At 64.1% G+C, this 17245-nt stretch carries 11 protein-coding genes; 3 read left to right on the top strand and 8 right to left on the bottom strand.

Going from position 1 to position 17245, the window contains the following annotated elements; genetic code table 11:
- Positions 1–12: 12 nt before the first annotated feature.
- The 3 genes from mshA (at position 13) to AB4074_RS02435 (ending at position 4314) form a co-directional block, all read left to right on the top strand.
- Positions 13–1257 carry a D-inositol-3-phosphate glycosyltransferase gene (mshA, locus tag AB4074_RS02445; protein ID WP_441411925.1) on the top strand — a complete coding sequence of 415 codons (1245 nt, stop codon included), beginning with the start codon at positions 13–15 and terminating at the stop codon, positions 1255–1257.
- A gap of 265 nt (positions 1258–1522) precedes the next feature.
- Entirely contained in the window at positions 1523–3217 is a 1695-nt protein-coding gene (locus AB4074_RS02440; protein WP_441411924.1) for a formate--tetrahydrofolate ligase, read from the top strand.
- 137 nt (positions 3218–3354) lie between these two features.
- Entirely contained in the window at positions 3355–4314 is a 960-nt protein-coding gene (locus AB4074_RS02435; RefSeq protein ID WP_441411923.1) for a DUF559 domain-containing protein, read from the top strand.
- Between the two features lie 114 nt (positions 4315–4428).
- Here AB4074_RS02435 and AB4074_RS02430 read toward each other — a convergent pair whose 3' ends face one another.
- The 8 genes from AB4074_RS02430 to glmS all read right to left on the bottom strand — a co-directional run bounded on the left by AB4074_RS02430 (position 4429) and on the right by glmS (position 17197).
- Entirely contained in the window at positions 4429–5514 is a 1086-nt protein-coding gene (locus AB4074_RS02430; RefSeq protein ID WP_441411922.1) for an inositol-3-phosphate synthase, read from the bottom strand.
- 165 nt (positions 5515–5679) lie between these two features.
- Entirely contained in the window at positions 5680–6717 is a 1038-nt protein-coding gene (mgrA, locus tag AB4074_RS02425) for an L-glyceraldehyde 3-phosphate reductase (RefSeq protein ID WP_441411921.1), read from the bottom strand.
- A gap of 95 nt (positions 6718–6812) precedes the next feature.
- The gene (gene treZ / locus AB4074_RS02420) at positions 6813–8570 is read right to left on the bottom strand and encodes a malto-oligosyltrehalose trehalohydrolase (RefSeq protein ID WP_441411920.1); all 1758 of its coding nucleotides are present in this window, start codon (positions 8568–8570) and stop codon (positions 6813–6815) included.
- 58 nt (positions 8571–8628) lie between these two features.
- A complete protein-coding gene (gene treY / locus AB4074_RS02415; protein ID WP_441411919.1) occupies positions 8629–10962 on the bottom strand; it encodes a malto-oligosyltrehalose synthase in 2334 nt (777 codons plus the stop codon).
- Positions 10959–13319, bottom strand: coding sequence for a glycogen debranching protein GlgX (gene glgX / locus AB4074_RS02410; RefSeq protein ID WP_441411918.1), 2361 nt, complete (start codon positions 13317–13319; stop codon positions 10959–10961). Before glgX ends, treY begins: the two co-directional genes overlap by 4 nt.
- Positions 13320–13393: 74 nt before the next feature.
- Complete coding sequence (locus tag AB4074_RS02405; protein ID WP_441411917.1) at positions 13394–14938, bottom strand: NAD(P)H-hydrate epimerase; 1545 nt, start codon at positions 14936–14938, stop codon at positions 13394–13396.
- A 14-nt stretch (positions 14939–14952) separates the two neighbouring features.
- Positions 14953–15300 (bottom strand): holo-ACP synthase, encoded by a 348-nt coding sequence (locus AB4074_RS02400; protein ID WP_236812218.1) that lies wholly within the window; start codon positions 15298–15300, stop codon positions 14953–14955.
- A 4-nt stretch (positions 15301–15304) separates the two neighbouring features.
- A complete protein-coding gene (gene glmS, locus AB4074_RS02395; RefSeq protein ID WP_441411916.1) occupies positions 15305–17197 on the bottom strand; it encodes a glutamine--fructose-6-phosphate transaminase (isomerizing) in 1893 nt (630 codons plus the stop codon).
- Between the last annotated feature and the right edge of the window lie 48 nt (positions 17198–17245).

Genomic DNA, 17245 nt, shown 5'->3' with positions numbered 1-17245 from the left:
CAGGAGGTAGCGGTGTCGTTGATCCGTCGCGTGGCCTTCCTGTCACTCCATACTTCGCCCATGGAGCAGCCGGGTTCGGGCGATGCGGGCGGCATGAATGTCTACGTCCGGGCGCTGGCCATGGCGTTGGCTGATCTCGGCGTGGAGGTAGAGATCTTCACGCGTTCGACATCCGCCGGGCAGCCCGCCGTCGAACATCCCGGGCCCGGGGTCTGCGTCCACAACGTCCTGGCAGGTCCGCCCCGAAAACTGCCCAAGGAGGAACTTCCCGACCTCCTCCACGCCATGGTTGCCGAGGTCGAGAGGATCCGGCAGCGGCAACCGCACGGCCGTTACGACGCCATCCATTCGCACTACTGGGTGTCCGGCGTGGCCGGCCTCGAACTCTCCGCATTGTGGAACGTGCCGCTGATCCACACGATGCACACGATGGCGAAGGTCAAGAACCTGGTGCTCGAATCCGGCGAGCGGCCGGAGCCGCGCCTGCGTGAAGACGGCGAACAGCGGATCGTGGACGGAGCCACGCGCCTCGTGGCCAACACTCCTGCCGAAGCCCAGGAGCTTGTATCGCACTACGACGCCGATTTCGACCACATCGACATCGCTCCCCCGGGCGTTGACCTCACCGTGTTCACTCCCGCGTTCCGGGCCCGGTCCCGCGCCGAGCTTGGAGTCCGGCCCGGCAGTTTCCACTTGCTCTTCGCCGGACGCATCCAGCGGCTCAAGGGCCCGCAAGTATTCATCGAGGCTGCAGGCATCCTCCGCAAGCGGCGGCCCGACATCGACCTCGAACTGACCATCCTGGGCGCCTTGAGCGGCGCCAAGGACTTCAATCTGCAGTCCTTCATCACGGCCGCTGGGCTCGACGACGTCGTAACGCACCGCGCGCCGGTCAAGGCGCCGAAGCTGGCGGGCTGGTTCCGTTCAGCCGACGTCGTGGTGATGCCTTCCTACAGCGAATCGTTCGGGCTTGTTGCCCTGGAGGCGCAGGCCTGCGGCACTCCGGTGGTCGCTACCAACGTGGGCGGCCTGTCCCGTGCCGTTGCCGACGGGCGGACGGGTATTTTGGTTGACGGCCACGATCCTTCCCGCTGGGCCGACGTCATCGAAGCCCTTTACGACGATCCCCGGACCCGCGAAGACATGGGCCGTGCCGCTGCAGTTCATGCGGAGGCCTTCGGCTGGCACAGGACGGCGGCCATCGCGCTCGAGAGCTACCACGCAGCCATCGGCGCTGTCCTCGTCCGCCCAAGCTAGACCCTCGCTCACAAACAAGCCCCCTCCCGGCGACCCGCGCTCACCTATCAGGGCAATCCCCCAAACGCTCGCTCACCTATCAGGGCAATCCCCCAAACGCTCGCTCACCTATCAGGGCAATTCCGACGACGCCCGCTCACCTATCAGGGCAATCCCGACGACGCCCGCTCACCTATGGGGGCAATTCCCCAAACTCTCGCTCACCTATGGGGGCACGACTGATAGATTGTCGCGGACAGTGTTCCGCACCGAGTTGAGGACAAGGATGTCTGAAGACAAGATCTTGAGCGACCTCGAAATTGCCCAGAATGCAGCGATACGTCCCATCGAGGAGATCGCGGAGCGTGCCGGGATCAACATCGATGCGTTGGAACTGTACGGCCGGTTCAAGGCGAAAATCGATCCGGCCAAGCTCCGTCTCCCGGACGCCAAACGTGCGGGCAAGATAGTCCTCGTCTCGGCTATGTCCCCGACCCCGGCGGGTGAGGGGAAGTCGACAACCACGGTAGGCCTCGCCGATTCCTTGGCGCGGGCCGGGCACCGCGTGATGATCGCGCTACGCGAACCGTCCCTTGGACCGATCCTCGGGATGAAGGGAGGCGCGACCGGGGGCGGTTACTCACAAGTTCTTCCCATGGACGAGATCAACCTGCATTTCACCGGCGACTTCCACGCGATCACCTCGGCCAATAATGCCCTGATGGCCCTCGTGGACAACCACATATTCCAAGGCAACGAGCTCAACATTGATCCGCGGCGTATGACGTTCAAACGGGTCCTCGATATGAACGACCGCTCGCTGCGCGAGGTCATCATCGGCCTCGGCGGGCCCGCTCAAGGCGTGCCGCGACAGGACGGCTTCGACATCACCGTGGCCTCGGAAATCATGGCCGTCTTCTGCCTCGCGACGGACTTGGATGATCTCCGCGAGCGCCTCGGCCGCATCACTTTCGGATACAGCTATGACCGGCGGCCGGTCACCGTGGCCGATCTCGGTGTCCAGGGTGCGCTGACCATGCTGTTGAAGGACGCCATCAAACCGAATCTCGTGCAGACGATCGCAGGAACCCCGGCCCTTGTGCATGGCGGCCCGTTCGCCAATATCGCGCACGGCTGCAACTCGCTCATCGCCACGCGAACGGCCCAACAGCTCGCCGACATTGTGGTCACGGAGGCCGGATTCGGCGCCGACCTTGGTGCCGAAAAGTACATGGACATCAAGTCGCGCATCGCAGACGTGGCACCGTCGGCCGTCGTCGTGGTCGCGACGATTAGGGCTCTGAAGATGCAGGGCGGCGTCCCGAAGGAGCTTCTCAAGGAGCCCAACGTCGAGGCGCTCGCGGCCGGCGTCGAGAACTTGAAACGGCATGTGCACAATGTCGAGAAGTTTGGCGTCACCCCCGTTGTTGCAATCAACAAATTCGCGACGGACACAACAGAAGAGCTCGAATGGCTGCTGGCTTGGTGCGCCCAGGAGGGAGTGCAGGCGGCGGTGGCGGACGTCTGGGGCAGAGGTGGCGGGGGCGACGGCGGTGATGAGCTCGCGGCGAAGGTCGCCGCGGCGGTGGCGGCAGCAGCGCCGTCGGACTTCCGGCACTTGTACCCTCTGAGCCTGTCTGTGGAGGACAAGATCCGCACGATCGTACAGGAAATCTACGGCGCCGACGGCGTTGAGTTCTCGGTCCCTGCGCTCAGGCGCTTGGCGGACATCCGGAAAAATGGCTGGGGCGGAATGCCCGTTTGCATGGCAAAGACACAGTATTCATTCACCGACGACGCCTCCCAGTTGGGCGCCCCCAAAGGGTTCACGGTGCACGTGCGCGAGCTGATTCCCAAGACCGGGGCGGGCTTCATTGTCGCACTGACAGGTGCAGTCATGACCATGCCCGGTTTGCCGAAGGAGCCCGCCGCGATGCGGATGGACGTCGATGACCACGGAAATCCAGTGGGCCTCTTCTGACCCTCGCTCACATATAGGGCACTTTCGCGGAACGCCCGCTCACCTATAGGCCCACGAGGACGACAAGTTCTACAGCCGAATCCCGGACCTGTGGATAACTTCTGCGGGCGCCGGTCGGTTTGCGGCACAATGCGGGTATGCGAAACGAGTTTGCCCTTCCCGCTGAACTGCTTTCAGGTCCGTTCACGCTCACCCAGGCCCAAGCCCAAGGTGTCCCGCGCAGCCGCCTGCTTCGCGCCGACGTCGAACGCGTCAGCCGCAGCCTCTACCGTCCGATCGACTGGGACTTCGATCTTGAGTCCGCCGCCCGTGCGCTGTCGGCCGCTACCCCAGGGGCCTGGATCTCCCATGTGACGGCAGCGCGCCTTCGCTGTTCCTGCCTTCCGCCGTGGCTTGCCGATTCGACGGAACTGCACCTCAGCAAGCCGCGATCGGTGCCTGGAGCGCGTCGGAAAGGCGTGATCGGGCATAGGGTGATCGCGGCCGAGGACGAGGTCGAATCCGTTGATGGAATACGCATAAGCACGCGCCCACGCACTTGGCTGGACATGGCCCGGCTGCTGCCTTTGAACGACCTCGTCTGTATGGGCGACGAGCTGATTCGCGTACCCCGCCAGGCGTTGGAAGGACGAGACACACCGTTCGCGACCCTTGAAGAACTGCACGCCTTGGTGGAGCGACATCCAAATTTGCAGGGCGTCGTGCGTGCCCGGCAGGCGCTCGAACTGATGCGCGTAGGCGCGGATTCGGCGCCAGAGTCCCTGCTTCGCTTGGCCATGCTGGACGCTGGAATTCCCGAACCCGAACTTCAACTCAAGTTGCGAAGTGACGATCCGTTCTCGCCGTCGGCCGATTTGGGGTTCCGTCAAAGGCGGGTCGCCATTCAGTACGACGGCGGCCATCACCTCGCGGAGGCGCAGACACTAAGTGATCGACGCCGGAACAAGGCCTTCGAAGCGGCCGGATGGACCGTCCTCGTGTTCCGCAGGGACGATTTGGCGGATGGTTTCGAGCTGGCTACCAAGAAGATCAAGAAGGCACTGCGATCGGCGTGGGTTGATCCCGCCGTCGCATCCGGCTTTGCCAGCGCCGTGTAGTGAGCCGGCGTTAAACGACAGACGCCCGCTCACTTATCAGTGAGCGAGCGTCCACCCAAAACCCGGCATACGTGAGCGAGCGTCCGGCCAAAAGCCGATATAGGTGAGCCGGGGTTAGCGCTCGACGTCGCCGCGGATGAAGGCCTCGACCTTTTCGCGGGCGAGGTCGTCGTTGAACTGCTCCGGCGGGGACTTCATGAAGTAGCTTGAAGCAGAGAGCAGCGGGCCGCCGATGCCACGGTCCAGGCCGATCTTGGCGGCGCGGATGGCGTCGATGATCACGCCGGCCGAGTTCGGGGAGTCCCAGACCTCAAGCTTGTACTCGAGCGACACCGGGGCATCGCCGAAGTTGCGGCCTTCGAGGCGGACGAACGCCCACTTGCGGTCATCGAGCCAGGCGACGTAGTCCGACGGGCCGATATGGACGTCGTCGGCGTGCAGGACGGCCTCGACGTTGGAGGTCACGGCCTGGGTCTTGGAGATCTTCTTGGATTCCAGGCGGTCGCGCTCCAGCATGTTCTTGAAGTCCATATTGCCGCCGACGTTGAGCTGGTACGTGCGGTCCAACGTGACGCCGCGGTCTTCGAAGAGCTTGGCCATGACGCGGTGGGTGATCGTGGCGCCGATCTGGCTCTTGATGTCATCGCCGACGATCGGCACACCGGCGGCGGTGAACTTGTCGGCCCATTCCTTGGTGCCCGCGATGAAGACGGGCAAGGCGTTGACGAAGGCAACGCCGGCGTCGATGGCGCACTGGGCGTAGAAGTGCGCGGCGTCCTCGGAACCAACGGGCAGGTAGCAGACCATGACGTCGGCCTTGGCTTCGCGCAGTGCGGCGACGATGTCCACTGCCTCTTCCGGGGCCTCGAGGATGGTCTCGCGGTAGTACTTGCCCAGGCCGTCCAGGGTGTGGCCGCGCTGCACGGTCACACCAGTGGAAGGCACGTCGGCGATCTTGATGGTGTTGTTCTCGCTGGCGCCGATGGCGTCAGCGAGGTCGAGGCCGACCTTCTTGCTGTCGACGTCGAAGGCAGCGACGAACTGGACGTCGTTGACGTGGTACTTGCCGAACTCAACATGCATCAGACCCGGAATCGTGGCCTGGGGGTCGGCATCGCGATAGTAGTGGACACCTTGGACCAGCGAAGCGGCGCAGTTACCTACGCCGACAATGGCGACACGAATCGGATGTGAAGACACGGAACTCCTTTGAGAACTAACCTCAGGTGCCTAGCGCGTCAGTACCTGAATGTACGACGGCGTCTTAAAGGCACAGCGCCATTCGGCGCTCTTAGCATTGTAGCCAACCCAAACGGGGCCGGCTTTGTTCCCAGCCAGCCCCGCAAGTGTGTTAAGTTTCCGAATCTACTTCTGCGCCCACAGATTGATGTCGGATTCGACGGCGAACTCGTCAATCGCTGTCAGTTGCTCCGGCGTGAAGTCGAGGTTGTTGATCGCGGACACGGTGTCCTCGAGCTGGGCCACGCTGGACGCCCCGACAAGCGCCGAGGTCACAGGCGAACCCTTGGGCTGAGCGCGCAGGATCCAGGCGATGGCCATCTGGGCGAGGGTCTGGCCGCGTCCTTCGGCAATGGCGTTCAAACCTCGCACCCGGCTCAGCTTTTCCTCGGTCAGCGCTGATTCGGACAGGAACCGTTCCTTGGCGGCGCGTGAATCCGCGGGGATTCCGTTCAGGTACCGGTTGGTGAGCATCCCCTGTGCCAGCGGGGAGAAGGCGATGGATCCAGCGCCAACCTGGTCCAGCGTTTCGTAGAGGTTGGGCGAACCGTTCTCGGTCCAGCGGTTGAGCATGGAATAGCTGGGCTGGTGGATGAGCAGCGGCGTGCCCATCTCCTTGAGAATCCGGGCTGCCTCGAGGGTCTGCTCCGGGGTGTAGGAGGAGATTCCGGCGTAGAGGGCCTTGCCGGAACGGACCGCGTGGTCCAAGGCGCCCATGGTTTCTTCCAGCGGGGTTTCGGGATCGGGACGGTGGCTGTAGAAGATGTCCACGTAGTCCAGTCCCATGCGCTGAAGCGACTGGTCGAGGCTGGAGAGCAGGTACTTGCGGGAGCCCCATTCTCCGTAGGGGCCGGGCCACATGTAGTAACCGGCCTTGGTGGAAATGACGAGTTCGTCGCGGTACGGCTTGAAGTCGTCCTTCAGGTGGCGGCCGAAGTTCGTTTCAGCCGAACCGTCCGGCGGGCCATAGTTGTTGGCCAGGTCGAAGTGGTTGACTCCCAGATCGAACGCCCGGCGGAGGATGGCGCGCTGCTCTTCGAAACGCTTGTCGTCGCCGAAGTTGTGCCATAGTCCCAGCGAGAGCGCGGGAAGTTTGAGGCCGCTGCGTCCGACGCGGCGGTAGGGCATGGTTTCATAGCGGTTTTCCGCAGCCGAATAAGTCATACCTACCATCCTGCCACCGCCTTCGAGGCTCGAAGTGCGATGTCCGTCATGTGGGCGCGGTCACGTAAGGCCCCACGGTGACTTCAGGCTCGCGCTCACGCACGGCGCACGACGGCGGCGCTCTCGCCCGGGAGGGTCAGCTTTCCGTTCCCGACGGCGGCCGTGGAGTCCGTGGCGAGCAGGACTTCGCCATCCATCGCCTTCGTCAGGGCCCGGTCCCCGAAGTTGCAGGCAACCCTTACGGCGCCCCTGCTAAGAACCAGCCATTTGTCCTCTTCGCTGAAATCGACGTGTGTGTCAGTGAATCCGCCGCCCGCAAGCTCCGGAGTCGAGCGCCTGAGGTTCGCCAGCGCCCGGTAAAGGTCCAGCAATCGGGCGTGATCGCCGTCGTGTGCTTCCTCCCACTTGAGCTTGGAACGTTCAAACGTCTCCGGATCCTGGGGGTTGGGCACCAACGCAGGGTCCCAGCCCATCCGTTCGAATTCCTTGAGCCGGCCCTTTGCCGTCGCCTCAGCCAGCCATTCCTCAGGATGCGAGGTGAAAAACTGCCAAGGCGTGGACGCACCGAATTCTTCGCCCATGAAGAGCATCGGCGTGAACGGCGACGCCATAGTCAGTACGGCGGCCAGCGCGAGCCTGCCGTAGGACAGGCTCGAGCTCAGGCGATCACCGGCCGCGCGGTTGCCGATTTGATCGTGGTTTTGGTTGCAGACCACCAACGCGGCAGGATGAACGAGCCCCGGGCGGATGGGGCGGCCATGATGCCTGCCGCGAAAGCTCGAGTAGCTCCCGTCGTGGAAGAAACCGTGTTCAAGTACCTTCGCCAGCGCGCCCAAGGAATCGAAATCCGCATAGTAGCCAGCTGTCTCCCCGGTGAGGTTCACATGCACGGCGTGGTGGAAGTCGTCGCTCCACTGCCCTTCCAGGCCGTAGCCATTGGTATCCCGGCGGTAGATCAGGCGCGGATTGTTCAGGTCCGATTCCGCGATCAAGGTCTTGGGGACGCCTGTTTCCGCTTCGATGCCATCCGCGAGGCTGGCTAAGTCTTCCAGGATATGGACGGCCCGCTCATCGCGCAGGGCGTGTACGGCGTCTAGGCGCAGCCCGTCCACGTGGAACTCGCTCAACCACATAGCGGCGTTGTCCAGGATGTATTGACGGACTTCGTCGGAGCCGGGGCCGTCCAGATTCACCGAGTCGCCCCATGTGTTCCCTTCGCCGGATTTCAGGTAGGGGCCGAATTTCGGCAGGTAGTTCCCGCTGGGCCCGAGATGGTTGTAGACCACATCCTGGATCACACCTAGTCCGGCAGCATGCGCGGCATCCACGAATCGCTGATAGGCCTCCGGTCCCCCGTAGGCCTCATGGACGGCGAACCACAGCACGCCGTCGTATCCCCAGTTGTGGGGGCCGTTGAAGGCATTGACCGGCAGAAGCTCCACGAAGTCGATTCCCAATTCAACGAGGTAGTCCAGTTTTTCCGCTGCAGCGTCCAGCGTGCCTTCCGGAGTGAAGGTACCGAGGTGAAGCTCGTAGATGACAGCGCCGCCGAGCCCGCGTCCCGCCCAATCTGAGTCGTTCCAGGCATAGGACGTGGCGTCGAAGGTGCGGGAAAGGGCATGGACCCCGTCCGGCTGGCGCTGCGACCTCGGATCGGGAAAGGGCCCCTCCCCGTTCACCAGATAGCCGTAGTCGGTCCCGGCCCGCCGGGGTACGTCTGCCGTCCACCAGCCCGCGGCGCCGTCGTCGTTCGACCGCATTTCGTGGTGCTGACCCTCCGCAAGCAAAGTGACAGATTCTGCAAACGGGGCCCACACGTCGAACTGTTTCCCCGCGCTGGTCTTCTCGGCCATCGCTTCCCCTCAATTGTCTCGTTCGGGCTTCGTTTGCCCGCCGTTGTTGGTGCTCTGGCTAGCCAATGGGCACAAGCAAGGCCACCGGGTATCTCTGCAGAAGCCTCGCGACGTGAACCTCGCCCGCAGGGTAACTGTTGCCTGTCAGTTCATCCTGGACTGCGCTCCCAAGACGAATGAACGTGTCCTGCCACCCGCCGCTCCGCTGAAGCTTCCGCGGGAGCCTGGTTGCCAAGGTGATGGCACCGCCACCGGCGGCAAGGACGCCACGGTCGAAGGCGATGAGATGTTCGGCCGCGGGACCCTCCGCATTGACAGCACTGTAGCCACCGAAAAGCTCCGGCCTGTCCCGGCCCAACCGCAGGGCCCGGGAAGTCAGCAGCAGTTTGGCCAGCTCGTCCCTCGCTTCAGTCTGGACACCGGCGTCGAGGGCTGCGAGAGCGGCCCTCCGCCGTTCGAAGTCGACCGCGCGCCGGTTGTCCGGGTCGGTAAGTGAACGATCCCAGAACTCCGTGCCTTGGTAGACGTCCGGTACGCCCGGCATGGTCAGCTGGACAATCTTTGCCGACAATGAGTTGGACGTCCCATACGGGTCCACGAGCGCAACGAACTCTTCCAGGGCGGTCGTCACCTCCGGCACGTCGAAGACGGCGTCGACGGCGGAAGCCAGCTTCGCTTCGAACTCTTCGTTCGGCTCGGTCCAGCTGGTGGAGTTGCCGGCTTCGCGTGCAGCCTTGACGACAAAACCCTGGAGGCGTTCACGACTGGCCGGCCAGGCACCCGCGATGGCTTGCCATACGAGGACTGCGAGTGGCCCGTCGGGAATCGGAGCCAGTTCCTGCATACGATCCACGAATGCTTCCCATTCGGCGACCGCCTCGGAGATAGCGGAGATCCTGGCCCGGGTGTCTTCGCTGCGTTTCGTGTCGTGGGTGGTCAGTGTGGTCATGGACAGCGGCAGCAGTGCCTGGCGCCGTACCATCCGCTCGTGGAATCCGGCCCCGGACAAGGCGAATTCCGTGGGATCCGCTCCCACCTCGGTCAGCGTCCCAAGGCGCGTGTAGCGGAAGAACGCAGTGTCTTCCACGCCCTTGGCCATGACCATGCCGGAGGTCTGCTGGAAGCGGCGGCCCAGTTCGCTGCCGGCGTCGAGCAGCAGCGGAAGCAGCGCCTTGAGGACCTGTTCCAACTCCGGTCTGGTGCGGGCAGCCCGTTCAACGGCCTCAACCAAGGTGTCTTTGCCGTACGGGAGATAGCTCCTGTAGACATGAAACGAGGCGATGGTCTCGGCCAGGGCGTCTGCCACCTCCGGATTGGCTACCCCTGAATTGGGCGTCTCCGGAGAGTCCGGGACGAGCCGCGCGAGCCGGAGGATTTCTGAATGCAGGATGCCGTCCGTGATACGCCGCTTGGTTCTGTGGATCATGGCCTGGTAGTCAACGGGCGAGCCGGTGCCCCGGAGCCTGGCATCCAAGGCATCAAGCTGCACCTCGGCGTCGGGATCCACGAAAAGGCGGTCGACGTCGGCGAGGGCGTCGTAGCCTGTGGTCCCCTCACAGTTGAAGTTCTCCGGAAGTTCCTCCCCTGGCTCAAGGATCTTCTCGACGAGCAGATAGGAGCCGGCCGTGGTTTCCTTGAGGCGCTCCAGGTACCCGGCAGGGTCAGCGAGCCCGTCGGGGTGATCGATCCTCAACCCGTCAACAAGCCCGTCACGGAACCATCGGGCGATCTCCGAGTGGGCTTCATCGTAGACCCATGGGATCTCGACGCGGATCCCGGCCAAGGTGTTGACTGCGAAGAACCGGCGGTAATTCAGCTCGTCGTCGGCCCGGCGCCAGCCGACCAGCTCATAGTGTTGGCGCGCATGGACGTCCCTGGCGTTGTCACCCGCGGCATAGCTGCCTTCGGCCAGCGGGAAGCGGTGGTCGAAGTAGCGTAATTCGCCGTCGACCACGTCCAGCTTGTCGACGTCGTCGTCGCTTCCGAGGACCGGGAGCCGGAGCTTTCCGCCGGCGAAGTCCCAATCGACGTCGAACGCTTCCGCATAGCGGGAGGCCTTGCCCTCTTTGAGGAGGGACCACCACCAAGCATTTTGCGGGGGCGACGCAACGCCCATGTGGTTCGGGACGATATCCACCAGGACCCCGAGGCCGGCCTCCCGTGCTGCCTTGGAGAGCGCTGCGAGCCCTTCGGCGCCGCCGCGCGAAGCATCAACGGTTGAGGGGTCGGTGACGTCGTAACCGTGGTCCGAGCCCTCCTCCGCCGTCAGGATGGGTGACACGTACACCCAATCCACCCCGAGCTCGCGCAGATAGCCCGTGAGGGCCGCCGCGTCCTGGAGCGTGAACGACGGCCTGATCTGGAGCCTGTATGTGGAGACGGGTGTCCTCATGATCCCCCGTTCTTGTGGGCGCGTGGCTTTCTGGGCTTCTTTGGCGCAGCGGCAGGCTTGGTTTCGGGGTCAGCCTTCGGCTCCGGAGCATGGCGCTTTTTCGGTTCAGGGGCTGCTTCCGGTACAGCCTGGAGCGTCCGGGTGGAGCGTTCCGGCGTGGCTGGGGCAGTCAAGGAAGCCGTTTCGGTGGTGGTTGTCTGCGACAACGCGGCGAGGGACGCCGCCACGGAATGGTCCGGGTCCGTGTCCGGGACGCTGTGTGCCCTCAACACGACGAGCGATTTGGCCCCAACACCCAGGACCGCTTCCGCCTGCACGGGTTCGGTGTCGGCTCCGCCACCGGCGGTGTCGATGATGATGTCCCACGCAGGTGCGTATTCGTCCGAGGGCACCTTGAAGCCGACTTCGTCGTCGTGGGCGTTGAAGTAGAGCAGGAAGTTGACGTCCGTGATGCGCCGGCCTTGGTTGTCCCGGCCGCGGATCCCGTCGCCGTTGAGGAACACGCCCACGGAGCGGCCGAAGCCGCTGTCCCAGTCCGACGGCGTCATGGTGGTTCCGTCGACGTCGAGCCATACGATGTCCGGAAGCCTCTCGCCTTCGCCTCGCAGTACCGGGCGTCCGTCGAAGAATCGGCTGCGCCGGAAGGTGGGGTGCTTGGCGCGCAAAGCGCTGACCGCGGCCGTGAACTCCACCAAGGGCTGGTCCACGCTGTCCCAGTTGATCCAGGTCAGCTCGGAGTCCTGGCAGTAGCCGTTGTTGTTGCCCCGTTGCGTCCGGCCGAGCTCGTCACCGTGCAGCAGCATCGGGACTCCCTGGGACAGGAGCATGGAGGCGATGAAGTTCCGCTGCTGGCGGGCACGAAGGCCCAGGACCTTCGGGTCCTCCGTGGGCCCCTCGACGCCGCAGTTCCAGGAACGGTTGTGCGATTCGCCGTCGTTGTTGCCCTCGCCGTTCGCCTCGTTGTGCTTCTCGTTATAGGACACCAGGTCGGCCAAGGTGAAGCCGTCGTGGGCCGTGACGAAGTTGATGGAAGCCACCGGGCGGCGCCCGGAGTGCTCGTAAAGGTCCGCCGATCCGGTCAACCGGGAGGCGAACTCGCCCAGGGTCGAAGGCTCGCCCCGCCAGAAGTCGCGGACCGTGTCCCGGTACTGGCCGTTCCATTCCGTCCATTGCGGCGGGAAGTTGCCCACCTGGTAGCCGCCGGGACCGACGTCCCACGGCTCGGCGATCAGCTTGACCTGCGAAACCACCGGATCCTGCTGGATAAGTTCGAAGAAAGTGGACAGCTTGTCCACGTCATAGAATTCGCGGGCCAGGGTGGATGCGAGGTCGAAGCGGAAACCGTCCACGTGCATTTCGGTGACCCAGTAGCGCAGGGAATCCATGAGCAACTGCAAGGAATGCGGGCTGCGCACGTTCAGCGAGTTGCCGGTGCCCGTGTAGTCCATGTAGTGCTTCTCGTCGCCCTCCATCAGACGGTAGTACGCGGAGTTGTCGATCCCCTTGAAGGACAGCGTGGGGCCCAGGTGGTTGCCTTCGGCCGTGTGGTTGTACACCACGTCGAGAATGACCTCAATGCCGGCCCGGTGGAGGGACCGGACCATGGCTTTGAAGTCCTGGACCTGCTGGCCGGTATCGCCCTTGGAGCTGTAGCTATTGTGCGGGGCAAAGAACCCGATGGTGTTGTAGCCCCAGTAGTTGTTCAGCCCCTTGTCCTGCAGGATGCCGTCGTTCGTGAACTGGTGCACCGGCATGAGCTCGATCGCGGTGATGCCGAGCTTTTGCAAGTGGGAAATCACCGCCGGGTGGGCGACGCCGGCGTAGGTGCCGCGCTGCTCCTCAGGAACCTCGGGGTGGAGCTGGGTCAGGCCCTTGACATGCGCCTCGTAAATCACGGAACGGTGGTACGGGATCCGCGGGAGGTGGTCTCCGTCCCAGTCAAAGAAAGGGTTGATGACCACGCCCATCATCATGTGGGGCGCGGAGTCCTTGTCGTTGCGGGAGTCCGGATCCCCCATGTTGTACGAGAAAAGCGCCGGGTCCCAGTCGATCTGCCGGTGGATGGCCTTGGCGTAAGGGTCCAGGAGGAGCTTGTTGGGATTGAAGCGCTGCCCGTTAGCAGGGTCATACGGACCGTGCACGCGGTAGCCGTACTTCTGTCCGGGCTGGACATGCGGGAGGTAGCAATGCCATACGTAGCCGTCCACCTCGCTGACGGTGTAGGAGATCTCTTCTCCGTCGTCGTCGAAGAGACACAATTCCACCTTTTCCGCCTTCTCGCTGAACAGCGCGAAGTTGGTTCCCGTGCCATCGAAAGTAGCCCCCAACGGGTATGCGGATCCTGGCCAAACGTCCATGTGTTCTCCTTCATGTGCCGGATAACTTTCTGCCAGCCTAGCGAGACTATGCGACATTCACGGAACATCCGGGATCATCCGGGGCGATGTTCCCCGAGAAATCGGAAGACATCGGGGACGGCCCGGGCAATATCGGAAGCGGTCAATGGCCCGCCCGCCGAGGCTTCGCTGCCTGCCATTCCGTGGATGCCCGCGCCGACGGCGGCTACCGCGGCCCAGCGCTCATCAGGGGCGATTCCCAACGCTGCGAAGGGTCCGTCGTCGTCCAGCCCGGATTCCGCGTACGCCGCAGCCAACGCGCCGACAATCCCGCCAAGGACGTCCCCGCTGCCCGCCGTTGACATCCACGCGCATCCATCCGACTGGCTGAAGACCGCCCCGGAAGGCGAAGCAACTACCGTCGTGGCACCTTTGAGCAAGACGACTGCACCGGTGTGCTCGGCCGCGAGCCGGGCGAAGTGCACGGTCCGCGATTCCACGTCCTCCCGCGTGACGCGCACCTCGCCTCGGCCGAGAAGGGCCGCGAGCTCCCCGGCGTGCGGGGTGAGAATCCAGTTCGGCGGGCAGCGTTCCGGCAGGAGCTCCAGGGCTCCGGCGTCGACGACGGCGGGCTGGCCGGCGCTGGCCGCCACGGCCAGCACTTCGCGGGCTCGCTGGAGTTGTTCGGCTCCGTCCAAGCCAGGGCCGAGCAGCCACGCCTGGACCCGGCCGGGCTCGGCCGGCTCCCAGATGGCTTCGGGGGTTCGTACCAGGACCTGCCGCGCCACGACTTCCGGACCGAGGTACCGCACCATTCCCGCACCGGCCGCGGAGGCGGCCTCGACACAGAGAGCCGCGGCCCCGGTGTAGCGCTCGGAACCTGCCACGATGCCCAGAACTCCCCTGGTGTACTTCTGGGCCCGACGCCCCGGCTCAGGAAGCACGGCGGCCAGGTCAAGGGCGGAGAAGCGGCGCAGGGCAGGTGCCGGAAGATGCTCCTCGATGCCGATGGGCACGAGGATCACGCGGCCGGCGCGGCCCTCACCCGGGTCGGCCATCAGCCCGGCTTTGATTCCCCCGAATGCCACGGTCAGCCGCGCTGCCAATACAGGCCAGTGGACCTCGCCTGTGTCGGCGTCCACTCCGCTGGGAGTATCGCAGGCCACCACCAGACTGGGCCTTAGCTCCTCCAGGGCGGCAATTAATTCCGCGGCCGGGCCTCCGAGGCCGCCACGGGCACCGGTGCCCAAGATGGCATCGATGACTGCATCGTCGCCGGCAATCAGCACGGCCAGTTCTTCGGCGTTGTCCCGGTCCAAGACGTGGACGCGTCCGCCCACGTCACGGAAGGCCTCGAGGGCGTCAGGATGGGCGGAACCGGCGGTGAGCACCGCCGTCGTGCGCATGCCACGCCTCGCGAGCATTGCCGCGGCGAAAAGACCGTCCCCGCCGTTGTTGCCCTTGCCCGCCAGCACGGTGACGCTCGAGCCGTAAAGGCGGCGGCCTTCCGAACGCAGTTCACGCACGACGGCGTTTGCCAGTCCGTATGCTGCGCGCTGCATGAGAACAGCGCCTTCGCCGGCATCAAGAAGCGGTTGTTCCGCTGCCCTGATCTGTGTTCCGGTGAAGGCGCTGATCATGGTTGCTTGCGCTGCTAGGCTTCGGCGATGACCATGGCAGTGGCGATTCCGCCGTCGTGGCTCATGGACACGTGCCAGCGCTTCACGCCCATGGACTCGGCCACTGCCAGCACGGTGCCCTTAACCTTGATGGTGGGGCCGTTCTGGTCCAGGCCGATCCAGCAGTCCTGCCAGTTCATGCCCGCCGGAGCCCCCAAGACCTTGGCTACGGCTTCCTTGGCCGCGAAGCGCGCGGCCAAAGACCGCGTGTTGAGTTCGCGTTCCGCGGGAACGAACAAACGGTCACGGAGGCCCGGGGTCCGCTCGAGTTGGCGCCCGAAGCGCTCTATGTCTACGACGTCTACGCCTATGCCAACAATCATGCGGCTATTCTACGGTCACACTCTTGGCGAGGTTGCGCGGCTGGTCCACGTCGTATCCCTTGGCCTTGGCCAGCTCGGCAGCAAAAATCTGCAGCGGAACAGTGGTGAGAAGCGGCATCAGCAGGGTAGGCGTCTGAGGAACGTAGAAAACGTGCTCGGCGTAAGCCCGCACGGCTTCGTCGCCTTCCTCGGCGATCACCAGGGTACGCGCACCGCGGGCGCGGATTTCCTGGATGTTGCTGACGACCTTCGCATGGAGGGAATCGCGGCCCCGAGGCGAGGGAACCACGACAAAGACGGGCTGCCCTTCGTCGATCAAGGCAATCGGACCGTGCTTGAGCTCACCGGCTGCGAACCCTTCAGCATGGATGTACGCGATTTCCTTGAGCTTCAACGCGCCCTCGAGCGCTACCGGGAAGCCGACGTGGCGGCCCAGGAACAGCACCGACTTCTCGTCCTTCATGCTGCGGGCGAGCTCGCGGATGGGACCCGCGTTGTCGAGGATCTTCTGGATGTGGGCGGGTATCTTGCCAAGGTCCGCCAGGACGTCCTTGATCTGACCGGAGAAGATGTTTCCACGCAGCTGGGCGAGGTAGAGACCGAGCAGGTACGCGGCCGTGATCTGGGCCAGGAACGCCTTGGTGGAAGCGACGGCGATCTCCGGACCGGCGTGGGTGTAGAGAACAGCATCGGATTCGCGCGGGATAGTGGATCCGTTGGTGTTGCAGATGGAGATCGTCTTGGCGCCCTGTTCGCGGGCGTAACGAACGGCCATCAGGGTGTCCATGGTCTCGCCGGACTGGCTGATGGACACCACCAGGGTGTTGGCGTCCACGATCGGGTCACGGTAGCGGAATTCATGCGCGAGCTCCACCTCGGTGGGGATGCGGCACCAGTTCTCGATCGCGTACTTGGCGACCATCCCGGCGTATGCGGCCGTGCCACAAGCCAGGACGATGATTTTGTTGACCTGCTTCAGCAGCTCAGGGTCGATCCGGAGCTCGCTCAAGGTCAGCTGGCCGTTAATGTCCGAGCGGCCGAGGAGGGTCTGGGTGACTGCGTCGGGCTGGTCGTGGATTTCCTTCTCCATGAAGGAGCTGAAGCCGCCCTTTTCCGCGGAAGCCGGGTCCCAGTCAACGTGGTATTCCTTGCCCTGGGCGGGGGCCCCGAAGAAGTCTGTGATCTCCACGGTCTCGGCGGTGATGGTGACGATCTGGTCCTGGCCCAGCTCGACGGCGCGGCGCGTGTGATCGATGAAACCGGAGACGTCGGAGCCGAGGAAGTTCTCGCCTTCCCCCAGACCTACAACAAGGGGGGAGTTGCGGCGGGCGGCGACGACGACGTCCGGCCGCTCGGCGTGCACGGCGAGGAGCGTGAACGCACCTTCGAGCCGCTGGCAGGCAAGCTGCATCGCTTTGGTGAGCTTGCCGTTGGAGGAGTCCCCGTTGAGCTGGTTACGGAAAATATCGCCCAGGAGTGCTGCCGCTACCTCGGTGTCCGTCTCCGACTCGAAAGTGACACCCTTGGCAATGAGTTCCTGCTTGAGCTCGGCGAAGTTTTCGATGATTCCGTTGTGGATCAGGGCCAAGCGTCCGCCATCGGCCAGATGCGGATGGGCGTTCTGGTCGGTGGGTCCGCCGTGGGTGGCCCAGCGGGTGTGGCCGATGCCGGTCAGCGAGTCCGGGAGCGGATTGGCATCGAGTTCGCTCAGCAGATTGCTGAGTTTTCCGGACTTCTTCCGGGATGCGATGGTTCCATCAGCCACCACGGCAACTCCGGCTGAATCATAGCCCCTGTATTCAAGCCTCCGGAGTCCTTCAAGCACGACGTCGAGAGCCGAGTGCCCGGCATCTGCCCGGCGGGATGAATTGCCAACGTAACCTACGATTCCACACATGCCTACAAGAGTAGCGGGTGCCCCTCGAAATGGACGTAGGATATCCGG

This window comes from Arthrobacter sp. 2MCAF14 (genome assembly GCF_052115645.1).
GTDB lineage: Bacteria > Actinomycetota > Actinomycetes > Actinomycetales > Micrococcaceae > Arthrobacter.
Note: the sequence above shows the minus strand (reverse complement) of the source record. Positions and strands in the feature narration are given on the sequence as shown.